The organism is Stenotrophomonas sp. 10L48, assembly GCF_056395105.1.
Genome location: NZ_JBFTIX010000004.1, coordinates 360,387 through 373,600 on the forward strand (window position 1 = coordinate 360,387; position 13,214 = coordinate 373,600).

The 13,214-nt window shown below is 66.6% G+C and carries 11 protein-coding genes; 8 read left to right on the plus strand and 3 right to left on the minus strand.

Going from position 1 to position 13,214, the window contains the following annotated elements; genetic code table 11:
- The first annotated feature begins 14 nt into the window (after nt 1-14).
- The 6 genes from lpxA (at nt 15) to AC1DCU_RS09110 (ending at nt 8,535) form a co-directional block, all read left to right on the plus strand.
- Nucleotides 15-806, plus strand: a complete 792-nt coding sequence (lpxA, locus tag AC1DCU_RS09085; protein WP_025877677.1) for an acyl-ACP--UDP-N-acetylglucosamine O-acyltransferase — start codon at nt 15-17, stop codon at nt 804-806.
- A gap of 53 nt (nt 807-859) precedes the next feature.
- Nucleotides 860-2,062 (plus strand): lipid-A-disaccharide synthase, encoded by a 1,203-nt coding sequence (gene lpxB / locus AC1DCU_RS09090; protein WP_223482669.1) that lies wholly within the window; start codon nt 860-862, stop codon nt 2,060-2,062.
- Nucleotides 2,059-2,730 (plus strand): ribonuclease HII, encoded by a 672-nt coding sequence (locus AC1DCU_RS09095; RefSeq protein WP_442251029.1) that lies wholly within the window; start codon nt 2,059-2,061, stop codon nt 2,728-2,730. Before lpxB ends, AC1DCU_RS09095 begins: the two co-directional genes overlap by 4 nt.
- A gap of 215 nt (nt 2,731-2,945) precedes the next feature.
- Nucleotides 2,946-6,524 carry a DNA polymerase III subunit alpha gene (gene dnaE, locus AC1DCU_RS09100; protein WP_080149342.1) on the plus strand — a complete coding sequence of 1,193 codons (3,579 nt, stop codon included), beginning with the start codon at nt 2,946-2,948 and terminating at the stop codon, nt 6,522-6,524.
- A 58-nt stretch (nt 6,525-6,582) separates the two neighbouring features.
- Nucleotides 6,583-7,446, plus strand: coding sequence for a hypothetical protein (locus AC1DCU_RS09105; protein ID WP_442251028.1), 864 nt, complete (start codon nt 6,583-6,585; stop codon nt 7,444-7,446).
- Between the two features lie 129 nt (nt 7,447-7,575).
- Entirely contained in the window at nt 7,576-8,535 is a 960-nt protein-coding gene (locus AC1DCU_RS09110; RefSeq protein ID WP_025877686.1) for an acetyl-CoA carboxylase carboxyltransferase subunit alpha, read from the plus strand.
- 484 nt (nt 8,536-9,019) lie between these two features.
- On the opposite strand, the gene AC1DCU_RS09115 is transcribed toward AC1DCU_RS09110, so the two are convergent.
- A complete protein-coding gene (locus AC1DCU_RS09115; protein WP_025877688.1) occupies nt 9,020-9,475 on the minus strand; it encodes a CopD family protein in 456 nt (151 codons plus the stop codon).
- Between the two features lie 148 nt (nt 9,476-9,623).
- Between AC1DCU_RS09115 and AC1DCU_RS09120 the strand changes: the two genes are divergently transcribed.
- Together AC1DCU_RS09120 and AC1DCU_RS09125 are read left to right on the plus strand one after the other, a co-directional pair.
- Entirely contained in the window at nt 9,624-10,220 is a 597-nt protein-coding gene (locus tag AC1DCU_RS09120; RefSeq protein ID WP_313444639.1) for a class I SAM-dependent DNA methyltransferase, read from the plus strand.
- Nucleotides 10,221-10,306: 86 nt separating this feature from the next.
- Nucleotides 10,307-11,614, plus strand: coding sequence for a polyhydroxyalkanoate depolymerase (locus AC1DCU_RS09125; RefSeq protein WP_025877691.1), 1,308 nt, complete (start codon nt 10,307-10,309; stop codon nt 11,612-11,614).
- A gap of 198 nt (nt 11,615-11,812) precedes the next feature.
- Here the strand turns inward: AC1DCU_RS09125 and AC1DCU_RS09130 are convergent, their stop codons facing one another.
- Both AC1DCU_RS09130 and AC1DCU_RS09135 read right to left on the minus strand, forming a co-directional pair.
- Nucleotides 11,813-12,802, minus strand: coding sequence for a sensor domain-containing protein (locus tag AC1DCU_RS09130; protein ID WP_442251027.1), 990 nt, complete (start codon nt 12,800-12,802; stop codon nt 11,813-11,815).
- Nucleotides 12,799-13,164 (minus strand): PadR family transcriptional regulator, encoded by a 366-nt coding sequence (locus AC1DCU_RS09135; RefSeq protein ID WP_032975774.1) that lies wholly within the window; start codon nt 13,162-13,164, stop codon nt 12,799-12,801. Before AC1DCU_RS09135 ends, AC1DCU_RS09130 begins: the two co-directional genes overlap by 4 nt.
- Nucleotides 13,165-13,214: the final 50 nt, after the last annotated feature.

The window sequence follows — 13,214 nt, forward strand, 5'->3', positions numbered from 1 at the left end:
GCTGGAGGTCCGAGATGAGCGACAACGCCCCCCTGATCCATCCCACTGCCGTGATCGATCCGTCGGCGCGCCTGGCCGACGATGTCCGCGTGGGCGCGTTCACGATCATCGGGCCGGACGTCGAGATCGGTGCCGGCACCGAGGTCGGTCCGCACTGCAGCATCCATGGCCCGACCCGGATCGGCCGCGACAACCGTTTCATCGGCCATGTCGCGGTCGGCGGCGAACCGCAGGACAAGAAGTACGGCGGTGAACGCACCGAACTGGTGATCGGCGACCGCAACGTGTTCCGCGAGTTCGTCACCCTCAACCGTGGCACTGGCGGCGGCGGTGGCATCACCACCATCGGCGATGACAACTGGATGCTGGCCTACACGCACGTGGCCCACGATTGCCACGTCGGCAACTTCTGCGTGTTCTCCAACAACACCACGCTGGCCGGGCACGTGACCGTGGGTGACTACGTGATCATCAGCGGCTTCGCCGGTGCGCACCAGTTCTGCCGCATCGGTGCACATGCCTTCCTCGGCATGGGCGCGCTGACCAATGGCGACGTCCCGCCGTTCACCATGGTCGGCACCGACTCGCTGGGCCGCCCGCGCGGCATCAACAGCGAGGGCCTGAAGCGTCGCGGCTTCGATCCCGAACGCATCACCGCCATCAAGCGTGCCTACCGCACGCTGTACGTGGCGGGCCTGCCGCTGGCCGAAGCCAAGGCACAGCTGGCCGAGCAGGCGCGCGACAGTGACGACGTCAAGTCGATGCTGGACTTCATCGAGCACACCGAGAGGCACCTGCTGCGATGAGCAGCGCGACCGGCCAGGCGCCGGCCGGCGCCGAGGTGATTTCGCTGGCCTCGATGGCCGGCAGCGTGCCTGCACACCGGGTGCTCAGCGAGCGCCCGTTGCGGATCGCCCTGGTCGCCGGCGAAGCCTCAGGCGACCTGCTCGGCGCAGGCCTGGTGCGCGAACTGAAGGCCCGCTTCCCGCATGCCGAATTCGCCGGCATCGGCGGCGATGCCATGCGCAGCGCCGGCTGCCAGACTTGGCACGATGCCAGCGAATTGGCGGTGATGGGCCTGACCGAAGTCCTGCGCCATCTGCCGCGGCTGCTCAAGCTGCGTTCGGCCTTCCGCCAGCGTGCGCTGGAGTGGCAACCGGATGTGTTCATCGGCATCGACGCTCCGGACTTCAATCTGGGCATCGAACGCTGGCTGAAACAGCGTGGCGTGCGCACCGTGCACTACGTCAGCCCTTCGGTGTGGGCATGGCGCGAGAAGCGTGCCGAGAAGATCGGCAGCAGCGCCGACCTGGTGCTGTGCCTGTTCCCGATGGAACCGCCGATCTACGCCAAGCACGGCATCGACGCGCGCTTCGTCGGCCATCCGATGGCCGATGACATCCCGCTGCACGTCGACCGGGAAGCGGCCCGGATCGAGCTCGGCCTGCCCGCCTCGGCCAAGGTGCTGGCCGTGCTTCCCGGCAGCCGCCTGGGCGAGATATCCAAGCTCGGCGAAGCCTTCTTCGAGGCCGCCTGGCAGGTATCCGAGCGCATTCCAGGCCTGCACGTGGTGGTGCCGGCGGCCAACGCGGCCTGCCGGCGCCTGATCGAAGAGCAGCTGTCACGCTCGGCGCTGCCGGTGGCCTATTCGCATGTACTGGACGGCCAGGCACGCAACGCGATGATCGCCGCCGACGTGGTGGTGCTGGCCTCCGGTACCGCCACCCTGGAGGCGATGCTGGTGAAGCGTCCGATGGTGGTCGGCTACCGGGTCAACGAACTGACGTACCGCCTGGTGAAGGCGCTGGGGTTGATCAAGGTCGACCGCTTCGCCCTGCCCAACATCCTGGCCGGCCAGGACCTGGCGCCAGAGCTGATGCAGCACGACTGCACGCCGGAAAAACTGGCCGCCGCCATCCAGCAGTGGTTCGACCATCCGCAGCGGATCGCCGATCTGCAGGGCACCTACGCGCGCCTGCATGAACGCCTGCGCCGCAATGCATCGGCGCGCGCAGCCGATGCCGTTGGCGAGCTGCTGGTGCGCGGCCAGGAAAAGGCATGAGCCGCCGCCACGCCGCAGCCGCCAGCCTGGCCCTGTTCGATGGTGCCGCGGTGATCGACCCCGGCCACCGCATCGCCGGTGTCGACGAAGCCGGACGCGGACCGCTGGCCGGCCCCGTCGCGGTGGCAGCAGTGGTGTTCGATCCACAGCGGCCACGACTGAACGGCCTGGATGATTCCAAGCAGCTGACCGCGGCCCGCCGCGAGCAGCTGCATGACCGCATCCTCGACCGCGCCCTGGCCTGGCACGTGGTGCTGGTGGACGTGGAAGCCATCGATCGCCTGAACATCTATCAGGCCACGCTGCAGGGCATGCGCGATGTCGTCGCGGCGGTGGCCCACGTGGCCGGCTTCGCCCGCATCGACGGCAACGTGGTGCCCAAGGGGCTGATGCTGCCGGCGCAGGCGCTGGTCGGCGGCGATGGCATCGACCGCGCGATCATGGCGGCCTCGATCCTGGCCAAGGTCTCGCGCGACCGCTACATGCTGGACCTGCACGCACGCCACCCGCAGTACGGCTTCGACCAGCACAAGGGCTACGGCACCCCGGCGCATCTGGCCGCCCTGCGTGAACACGGCCCGTGCGCGGAGCACCGGCGCAGCTTCGCCCCGGTGCGCGAGTGCCTGGAGGCGCCGCCGGCTGGGGCGGCCGCCATCGCGATCGCCTGAACGTTCGCCGGGCATGGCCCTGCGCTACCACGGCAACATGAACGTCCCCGGTAGCGCCGTGCCATGCCCGGCGGCATTGGCGATATCGCGCACCGTCAAGTCCTTGTCGCAACCCCCTGCCCTCGCTACCCTGACCGGGCACTCCAGCGCTTCCCGACCCCGGCGACGATTCCCGCGTCTGCACCCGGGGCCTGCGCGCTCCAACCTGGTCCGGCATGTCCAACTCCCGCTTCGTACATCTCCACGTCCACACCGAGTTCTCGCTGGCGGACTCCACCATCCGCGTGCCGGCCAAGCCGGACCAGGCTGACCCGAAGAAGGCCAAGCAGGCCAACCTGCTGTCGCGCTCGGTCGAACTCGGCCTGCCTGCGCTGGCGGTGACCGACCTCAACAACCTGTTCGCCCTGGTCAAGTTCTACAAGGCCGCCGAAGGCGTGGGCATCAAGCCCATCGCCGGCGCCGACGTGATGATCGCCGAAGAAGGCCAGGACCCGTGGCGGATGACCCTGCTGTGCCGCGACCGCGAGGGCTACCTCAGCCTGTCGCGTCTGCTGACCCGGGCATGGATGGAAGGCCATCGCCCCGAGGGCGGCGTGGCGGTGCATCCGGACTGGCTGAAGGCCGGCAACGCCAACCTGTTCGCCCTGGCCGGCCGTGAGAGTCTGGCCGGGCGCCTGGCGCTGGATGGCAAGCACGATCTGGCCGAACAGCAGCTGGCCGACTGGCAGCGCGTGTTCGGCGACGGCCTGCACCTGGAGCTGACCCGCACCGGCCGCGATGGCGAAGAGAGCTTCAACCAGTTCGCGCTGATGGCCGCCGGCCAGCGTGGCCTGCCGGTGATCGCCAGCAACGACGTACGCTTCCTGTCACCGTCCGATTTCAGCGCGCACGAAGCCCGCGTGTGCATCTCCACCGGCCGCGTGCTGGATGACCCCAAGCGCCCACGCGAGTACAGCGACCAGCAGTACCTGAAGTCGGCCGAAGAGATGTGCGCGCTGTTCGCCGACATCCCCGATGCGATCGACAACACGCTGGCGCTGGCCGAGCGCTGCAACATCGAGATGCGCCTGGGCACCTACTTCCTGCCCGATTATCCGGTGCCCGACGAGGAGACGCTGGACAGCTGGATCCGCAGCGAGTCGCGCAAGGGCCTGGCCGCACGCCTGGAAAAGAATCCCATCGCGCCCGGCATGACCGCGCAGGATTACAGCGACCGCCTCGAGTTCGAGCTGGACACCATCATCAAGATGGGCTTCCCCGGCTACTTCCTGATCGTGGCCGACTTCATCCAGTGGGGCAAGGCGCAGGGCATTCCGATCGGCCCGGGCCGTGGTTCGGGTGCGGGTTCGCTGGTGGCGTGGGCACTGCAGATCACCGATCTGGACCCGCTGCCGTACAACCTGCTGTTCGAGCGCTTCCTCAACCCCGAACGCGTGTCGATGCCCGACTTCGACATCGATTTCTGCATGGACCGCCGCGACGAGGTCATCGACTACGTTGCGCGCAAATATGGCCGCGAGCGGGTCAGCCAGATCATCACCTACGGCACCATGGCAGCCAAGGCGGTGGTGCGCGACTCCGGCCGCGTGCTCGGCTTCCCCTACGGCCTGGTCGACGGCGTCGCCAAGCTGATCCCGAACATCCTCGGCATCTCGCTGAAGGATGCTATGGGTGAGGGCAAGGACAGCGAGATGGCTTCGCCCGAGCTGATCCAGCGCTATCAGAGCGAGGACGACGTCCGCGACCTGATCGACCTGGCACGACAGCTGGAAGACCTGACCCGCAACGCCGGCAAGCACGCCGGTGGCGTGGTGATCGCGCCCGAGCCGTTGAGCGAGTTCTGCCCGCTGTTTGCCGAACACGATGAAGACGGCCGCGGCAAGAATCCGGTCACCCAGTTCGACAAGAACGACGTTGAAGAAGTCGGCCTGGTGAAGTTCGACTTCCTCGGCCTGCGCACGCTGACGATCATCGACTGGGCGGTGAAGGCGATCAACAAGCGCCATGAGCGCGCCGGCATTCCGCCGGTGGACATCACCCAGCTGCCGCTGGACGATGCGCCCACCTACAAGGACATCTTCGCCTCGGGCAATACCGGCGCGGTGTTCCAGTTCGAATCCTCGGGCATGCGCCGCCTGCTGAAGGACGCCAAGCCCGACCGTTTCGAAGACCTGATCGCGCTGGTGTCGCTGTACCGACCCGGCCCGATGGACCTGATTCCCTCCTTCGTCGACCGCAAGCACGGGCGCGAAGACGTGGAGTATCCCGATCCGCGCACCGAGCGCATCCTGCGCGACACCTACGGCATCATGGTGTACCAGGAGCAGGTGATGCAGATGGCGCAGATCGTCGGCGGCTACTCGCTGGGCGGCGCCGACCTGCTGCGCCGTGCGATGGGCAAGAAGGTGCCGGCGGAAATGGCCAAGCACCGCGAGATCTTCCGCGAAGGTGCGGCCAAGGACGGCGTCGGCGAAGCCAAGGCCGATGCGATCTTCGACCTGATGGAGAAGTTCGCCGGCTACGGCTTCAACAAGTCGCACGCCGCCGCCTACGCGCTGGTGAGTTACCAGACGGCCTGGCTCAAGCGCCATTACCCGGCCGAGTTCATGGCCGCGACGCTGTCTTCGGACATGGACAACACCGAAAAGGTAGTCGGCTTCCTGGACGAGGTGCGCAACCTCGGCCTGACCGTGCTGCCGCCGAAGGTGAACCAGTCCGCCTTCATGTTTGAAGCGTCTACGCCGGACACGATCCAGTACGGCCTGGGGGCGATCAAGGGCGTCGGCCAGGGTGCCTGCGAAGCGGTGGTGGAGGAACGCCTTCGCGGCGGCGACTACACCGATCTGCTCGATTTCTGCACCCGCATCGGTTCGGCCAAGCTCAACCGGCGCACGCTGGAAGCAATGATCAACTGCGGTGCGCTGGATGAGTTGGGCCACAACCGTGCCTCGCTGATGCTGCAGCTGCCGGAAGTGATCAAGGCCACCGAACAGATGGCGCGCGAGCGTGCGTCCGGCCAGAATTCGCTGTTCGGCGGCCCCGAGCCGGGCGTACAGGCCATCCACCTGGAGCTGCAGGAAACCGACGAATGGCCGTTGCTGCAGCGCCTCAACGGCGAGCGCGACACGCTGGGCTTCTACCTCAGCGGCCACCCGTTCGACCCGTGGCGCGATGACGTGCGCGATCTGGTCGGTACCGACCTCGGCTCGGTGGAAAAGATCTGGAGCGCCAACAGCAACAGTGGTGGCGGCGAGAAGCGCTGGCGTCCGGAAGTGCAGACCGTGCTTGCCGGCCAGGTGGTCGGCGTGCGCCGCAAGGGCGAGAGCCAGATCTTCATCCAGCTGGAAGATGGCCGTGGCCGCGTCGAATGCAGCGCGTTCTCCGATGCCATGGCCGAGTTCGGCCACCTGATGACCAAGGACCGTATCCTGGTGGTCAAGGGCGGCCTGCGCGAAGACGAATTCAATGGCGGCTTCGCACTGCGCATCCGCCAGTGCTGGGACTTCGACGAGGTCTGTGCGAACTACGCCACGCGCCTGTCGCTGCGGTTGGACCTGCGCCATCAGCGACCGGTGTGGGAGCGCATCGACGCCCTGCTCGACCGCCATCGCCCCGGCCGCACGCCCCTGCGCCTGGACCTGCTGCTGAAGGGCCCCGATGGCGGCATCGCCGGCATGCTCGATGTTTCCGGGCAGAGCGCGGTGCGCGTCGATTCCAAGCTGATGGAGGCGCTGCGCGCCGAACCAGCCGTGCGCACGCTGAAGGTGCGCTACAGCCCGCCATGGGCCAGCTGAGGCTGGCCCCACCCCGTTTCCGCTTTCCCGCTGCATACGTCAAGGACGATTGCCCGTAATGAAGAACCTGCTGTTGCCGATGATGGCCGCGCTCGCGCTGGCCGGCTGTTCCTCCAAGGTCGATTTCGAGATCGACAACCCGACCGATGCGCCGCTGGCGATCAGCATCGATGGCAAGGACCTGCCGGTGGCTGCGCACGCGTCGCGACCGATCAGCCTGGCTGCCGGTGAGCATCACCTGCATACCGACCGCCTGGGCGATGTGCGCTTCATCGTCTACGCCGACGGCCGCGGCGGCCTGATCAATCCCAGCCTCAGCGAGTACGTAACGGCGCGCGAGATCTATGTGACCGGCGAGGACAAGCTGAAGAACTTCGGCGTCAGCGGCCTGGGCATCGAGCTGGGCGGTGTCGAGTTCAAGGGACCGTTCGAAAAGCACCACGGCCTGTTCATCGACAAGACCTGGAACTTCGGCGTGCGCGAGCCGTTCCCCGAGGAGCAGGTGGTTGCGCACGTGGACTCGACCGGCGGCCGGATCAGCACCAAGATCTTCACCGCGCCGGAATTCATCACCTACATCGAGGCCAGCATGGGCGAACCCGGTGCCTACAAGCGCGAGCAGCCCGCCGGCTACGTGGCCCCGGCCTACACGCTGGAACCCGCGCCGGCGCTGCCCGCGCTGGACCCGGCCTTCGAGGCCCATGCCGGTCCGGTGCGCGACATCTATGCCCGCTGGCTGAAGGCCAGCACGGCCAGCGAGCAGAAGGCCCTGCGCAAGGAAGACTTCCAGGCGCAGATGGCCTTCACCCAGGCCACCATGACGCTCGGCGCGAAGCTGCCGGTGGCGGCCAACGAGGCCTACAACGACTTCGTGACGATCCGCAGTACCGAAATGGCCCGCAGCGCGCTGGTCCTGCCCTGAACCGGCGGCCGGCGGACCGACTGGCGCCGCCGGCCCCCACTGCGCTACCGTCGGCTTCCAGACGAAGGCGTACGGGCCGTTCCTGCGCATTCGGCTAGAATTCCCCTCTTCTTTACACGACGGCTTCCGATGAATCCGAACTACCTCGACTTCGAGCAACCCATCGCCGACCTGGAAGCCAAGATCCAGGAACTGCGCAACGCCAGTGCCGGGCCGGCGGTCAATGTCGAGGCCGAAGTGCATGCGCTGCAGGACAAGCTGCGCGTGCGCACCGCACAGATCTTCCGCAACCTGACCTCGTGGCAGGTGCTGCAGCTGGCCCGCCATCCGTCGCGCCCGTACACCGCCGACTACATCCGCATCATCTGCGATGAGTTCCAGGAACTGGCCGGCGACCGTGCCTTCGCCGACGACAAGGCGATCATGGGCGGCCTGGCCCGCATCAATGGCCGCTCGGTGATGGTCATCGGCCACCAGAAGGGCCGCGACACCAAGGAAAAGATCAAGCGCAACTTCGGCATGCCCAAGCCCGAGGGCTACCGCAAGGCGCTGCGCCTGATGAAGATGGCCGAGCGTTTCGGCCTGCCGGTGCTGACCCTGATCGACACCGCCGGCGCCTGGCCGGGCATCGATGCCGAGTCACGCGGCCAGTCCGAGGCGATCGCGCGCAACCTGATCGAGATGGCCGAACTGAAGGTGCCGATCATCTGCACCGTGATCGGTGAAGGCGGCTCGGGCGGCGCACTGGCGCTGGGCGTGGGCGACCGTACCGTGATGCTGGAATACGCGGTGTACTCGACCATCACCCCGGAAGGCTGTGCTTCGATCCTGTGGAAGGATGCCGGCAAGGCCAAGGATGCTGCCGAGCAGCTGGGCCTGACCGCGCCGCGCCTGAAGGGCCTGGGCCTGGTCGACAAGGTCGTGCGCGAGCCGACCGGCGGCGCCCACCGCAACCCGACGCAGATGGCCAAGCGACTGAAGGCCGTGCTGCTGAACGAGCTGGACGCGCTGGATGCGCTGTCCACCGAAGAGCTGCTCGACCAGCGCTACAAGCGCCTGCGCAGCTACGGTACTTACGAGGCGGCCTGAGCCTGTGCTCGAGGCGTTACTTTTCTTTTCGCGAAAAGAAAAGTAACCAAAAGAAACGCTCCGCCAGCCGCGAGCCGGTGTGCTCTGCACACCGGTTCCCTGCGCTCCTCAGTCCGCCAAGGGACGGCGCGGAACTCGCTACGCTCAAACATCCGCGCCTCTACGCCCTTGCCGGACCTCCGGTGCTCGGCTCGCTTGAAGGCGGATTGGGAAAGCAGAGCGAAAAGCATCCACGCATGGCGTGGATCTACTGGGTGCAGGTGTGGCGTTTGACGTTGGGTCCGCCTTTTAGCGAGCCGAGCATCGCAGGGGAATCAGGGGCCTAGAGGCGCCGATGTCTGAGCGCAGCGAGTTCGGCGCCGTCCCCTGATTCACCGAGAAGCACAGGGCACCGGTGCGTAGCACCGGCTCGCGACCTGGCGGCGTGTTCTTTGGTTACTTTCTTGCACGAGCAAGAAAGTGACATGTTCGAGAGCTCCAGATCTCAGAACGGCTTGGCCAGCACCAGCCAGACGATCGGGATGAAGGCCAGCAGCGGAATCTCGTTGATCCAGCGCAGCGCGCGCGACGACGGCAGCGCCCTGCCCTTGGCCACGCCCTTCAGCAGCCGCCCGATCCAGATGAAGTACGCCAGCAGCACCACCACCAGGCCCAGCTTGGCGTGCAGCCAGCCTGCGCCACCCGGGGCGACCATGGTCGGGAAATCCGGAATCACCTTGTAGCCCAGCCACAGCACCAGGCCGAGCACGAACGCCAGGCCGAACATCGAATGGCCGAAGCGGTACAAGCGCATGCCCATCAGCTGCAGGCGCTCGACCACCGCCGGCTGCCCCGCGGTCTCGGACAGGTTCACCAGGATGCGCGGCAGGTAGAACACCGTGGCCATCCATGCCACCACGAACACGATGTGGAAGGTCTTGACCCAGTAATAGCTCTGCATGCGCTCGCTCCGGCGGCTGGCGTGGATGTCCGCCATTCTCGCATGTCGTGGCGAGGCCACCTCACGTGCAACCGCCGCGACACATCGACGCATGACGTGCTGCAACGCCGTACGATAGGCGCCGATTTCACGACTGCACCGGATCGCCATGGACAAGACCTACGACGCCGCCTACTTCCAGCGCTGGTATCGCCGCGCCGACATCGGTGGCAGCGCGCGCCTGGCGCGCAAGGTCGCCCTCGCCGTGGCGACGGCCGAGTACTACCTGGAACGACCGATCCGCAGCGTGCTGGACGTCGGCTGTGGCGAAGGGGCATGGCGCGCGCCGCTGCTGAAACTGCGTCCGAAGGTCGAATACCTCGGTTTCGACAGCAGCGAGTACGCTGTGCGCCGCTACGGCCGCACCCGCAACCTGCACCTGGCCAGCTTCGGCGATTTCGCCTGGCTGCGACCCTGCGCCCCGGTCGACCTGCTGGTCTGTTCGGACGTGATGCACTACGTGCCCAACCGCGAACTTCGCGCAGGCCTGGCCGGTGTCGCCGAGCTGACCGCAGGCGTGGCGTTCCTGGAGACCTTCGCCGCCGAAGATGAATTCGAGGGCGACCATGACGGCTTCCAGTCGCGCCCGGCCCGTTGGTACCGGCGCGAGCTGACCCGGCAAGGCCTGCAGGCAGTCGGCTCCCACCTCTGGCTGGGGCCAGCGCTGGCCACTGAAGCGACTGCGCTGGAACAGGCGGCCCGCTGAATACGATCAGTGAGTCTGCTTAACGTCCGGGACAGTCGGATGCGCTATGCTGCGCGGCAACATAAGACCATACATATTCGGTCGGCATGCTCTATCAACTGCACGAACTGACCCGCAACCTGCTCGCCCCCTGGGTGCACCAGGCCCAGGCCAACGCCAAGTTCTTCGCCAACCAGGGACACTGGTGGTCGCAGATGCCTGGCGCTGATCGTCTGGCGGCGGTCAATGAGCTGTTCCATCGCATCGGCAAGGATTACGAGAAGCCCGAATGGGGCATCAACGAAATCGAGGTCGAGGGCGAGCGCGTGCCGATCGTGGTGCACGAGGAACTCAGCAAGCCGTTCTGCAAGCTGCTGCGCTTCAAGCGCCACAGCAATGAAGCCGACCAGCTGCACACCATGCTCAACCAGCCGTTCGTGCTGGTGGTGGCGCCGTTGTCGGGCCATCACGCCACGCTGCTGCGCGATACCGTGCGCACGCTGCTGCGCGACCACCGCGTGTACGTGACCGACTGGGTCGACGCGCGCATGGTGCCCGGCAGCGAAGGCGAATTCGGGCTGGACGACTACATCGCCTACATCCAGGAGTTCATCCGCCATCTTGGCGTGGAGCGCCTGCACGTGGTGAGTGTCTGCCAGCCTACCGTACCGGTGCTGGCCGCGGTTTCATTGATGGCCAGCCGCGGCGAACCGACGCCGCGCACGCTGGTGATGATGGGTGGCCCGATCGACGCGCGCTGCAGCCCGACCGCGGTCAACAACCTGGCCACGCAGAACCCGTTGTCGTGGTTCGAGAACAACGTCATCCACACCGTACCGGCCAGCTATCCAGGTGCCGGCCGCCGCGTGTATCCCGGTTTCCTGCAGCACGCCGGCTTCCTGTCGATGAATCCCAGCCGCCACTTCAGCTCGCACTGGGATTTCTACACCGACCTGGTGAAGGGCGACCTGGAGGATGCCGACGCGCACCGTCGCTTCTACGACGAGTACAACGCGGTGCTGGACATGCCGGCCAAGTACTACCTGGACACCATCTCCGTGGTGTTCCAGGATTTCCTGCTGCCGCGTGGCGAGTGGGTGGTCAACGGCGAAAAGGTCGACCCGTCGGCAATCCGCGATACCGCGCTGCTGAGCATCGAAGGCGAGCTGGACGATATCGCCGGCCTCGGCCAGACCGAAGCGGCGCAGGCACTGTGCAGCGGTATACCGGCCGAACGCCGTGAACACTTCATCGTGGATGGTGCCGGCCATTACGGCATCTTCAGCGGCCGCCGCTGGCGCGAAGTGGTGTACCCGAAGGTGCGTGACTTCTTCGCCGCGCATGCCGAAGCCCCGGCAGCGAAGGCCACGAAGAAGAAGAGCAACGTCACCCCGCTGCGCCGCAAGGCGGGGTAGCACGCCCCTGGTGGATGCCAACCTTGGTTGGCGCTTCTGGTAGATGCCAACCTTGGTTGGCGCTTTCGGTAGATGCCAACCTTGGTTGGCGCTCTTTCAAGCGTACTGACACCTGATGGTTCGTGCCAACCAAGGCTGGCACCTACCATGGCGAAGTGCCGACCGAGGTCGGCACCCACCAGAGAACAGATCGCTGCCTTACAAGCGCACCAGCAGGTTCTTGGCCAGCATGCCGTGCAGCTTGCCGATGCCGCGTGCCAGGTGCATCGTCAGCAGCAGCAGCAACACACCCACCGCTGCTACCACGATCGCCACCAGCGGCGAGGCTGCCATCGGCAGCACGTTCACGTCGTTGATGTAGATGCCGGGGATGTCGCCGCTGAAGATCGCCGCCACCGGTGCCCAGATCAAGCCCAGCGACAGCGACAGCAAGGTCACCGCGATGGTGAAGTAGATGATGCCCAGCGGCAGCATCAGCACGAAGTACAGCAGGGTCAGCCAGGTACGGCCATCAGTGAACATGTCGCCGATACGCTGCAGCCAGCTGCGGCTGCGGTCGGTGTACTGCGGCCGGCGCGGCATGCGCTCGCCCAGCAGCGCTTCCACCAGCCGCCCTTCCAGCAACGCCAGTCCACGCACCGAGCCGAAGAACAGCACGGTCAACGGGACGCCGATGATCAGGATCAGCAGGCCCAGCGACAGCGACAGGCCGGTGACCACCCAGGTGAAGAAGAAGATGCCGGTGGCCAGCGACAACAGCATGTAGAACAGCGCGCCGTAGGTGTGCGGGTCCGTCACTACGCCGAAGAAACGCGCCAGCAGCGAGCGTCGCACGGGCGCTGCGGGCTGTGCCGCCGGTGCAGCACCGCTGGCCTCGGCCGCTGCACGCAGCACCGGRCCCGTGTCAGCCCGCGGCGTGCGCAGCGCGCGGTTCACCGTGAGCTCGGTTTCGCGGTAGATCTCCGCCACCTCGTCCGGTGCGCCGTAGCTGCCGGCGACGTCGGCGATGACCTCGGCTTCGCTGCGGCCGGGTTGCGCCGCCAGTTCCGAGCGCAGGTATTCCTCGGCGTCGTACAGGGCGTCCTGCACCATCGCCGGATCGGCACCGTCCAGCGCGGCACGCAGCTGCGCCAGGTACTGCGGGATGGTGCTGGGCAGACGGTTGCCTGCCAGGTCCAGGTCGTTCATTGCGGTACCCCCTCCAACACGGAATCGACGGAATCACGGGTGTCGCGCCAAGCCTGGCGCCATTGCTGCAGCACCTCCCGGCCACGCGCGTTGATGCGGTAGTAGCGGCGCGGCGGCCCGCTGCTGGACGGCTCCACATGGCTCTCCAGCAGGCCGGCGCCCTCCAGGTTGCGCAGCACCGGGTACAGCGCGCTCTGCTTGCCACTGAGCACGCCCTCGCCCACCCGTTCCAGCTCCTTGGCGATCAGGTAGCCGTACAGCGGCTCACCGGCGCGGGCCAGCACTGCGAGCAGGGCCAGCGACACGGTGCCGGCGCTGAGCTCCTTCTGGAACTTCTTCAGGTGGACATCGTCCTCGGACATGACCGGCCCTCCACTACGTTGAAGTCCACAGTAGTGCGAAGTTCGGTATA

Excerpts from the sequence above, each read along its gene's own strand:
- AC1DCU_RS09135 (WP_032975774.1), bottom strand. The coding sequence starts at position 13,164 with ATGTCCGAGGACGATGTCCACCTGAAGAAGTTCCAGAAGGAGCTCAGC.
- AC1DCU_RS09105 (WP_442251028.1), top strand. The coding sequence starts at position 6,583 with ATGAAGAACCTGCTGTTGCCGATGATGGCCGCGCTCGCGCTGGCCGGC.
- AC1DCU_RS09125 (WP_025877691.1), top strand. The coding sequence starts at position 10,307 with ATGCTCTATCAACTGCACGAACTGACCCGCAACCTGCTCGCCCCCTGG.
- AC1DCU_RS09095 (WP_442251029.1), top strand. The coding sequence starts at position 2,059 with ATGAGCCGCCGCCACGCCGCAGCCGCCAGCCTGGCCCTGTTCGATGGT.
- AC1DCU_RS09120 (WP_313444639.1), top strand. The coding sequence starts at position 9,624 with ATGGACAAGACCTACGACGCCGCCTACTTCCAGCGCTGGTATCGCCGC.
- lpxB (WP_223482669.1), top strand. The coding sequence starts at position 860 with ATGGCCGGCAGCGTGCCTGCACACCGGGTGCTCAGCGAGCGCCCGTTG.
- lpxA (WP_025877677.1), top strand. The coding sequence starts at position 15 with ATGAGCGACAACGCCCCCCTGATCCATCCCACTGCCGTGATCGATCCG.
- AC1DCU_RS09110 (WP_025877686.1), top strand. The coding sequence starts at position 7,576 with ATGAATCCGAACTACCTCGACTTCGAGCAACCCATCGCCGACCTGGAA.
- AC1DCU_RS09115 (WP_025877688.1), bottom strand. The coding sequence starts at position 9,475 with ATGCAGAGCTATTACTGGGTCAAGACCTTCCACATCGTGTTCGTGGTG.
- dnaE (WP_080149342.1), top strand. The coding sequence starts at position 2,946 with ATGTCCAACTCCCGCTTCGTACATCTCCACGTCCACACCGAGTTCTCG.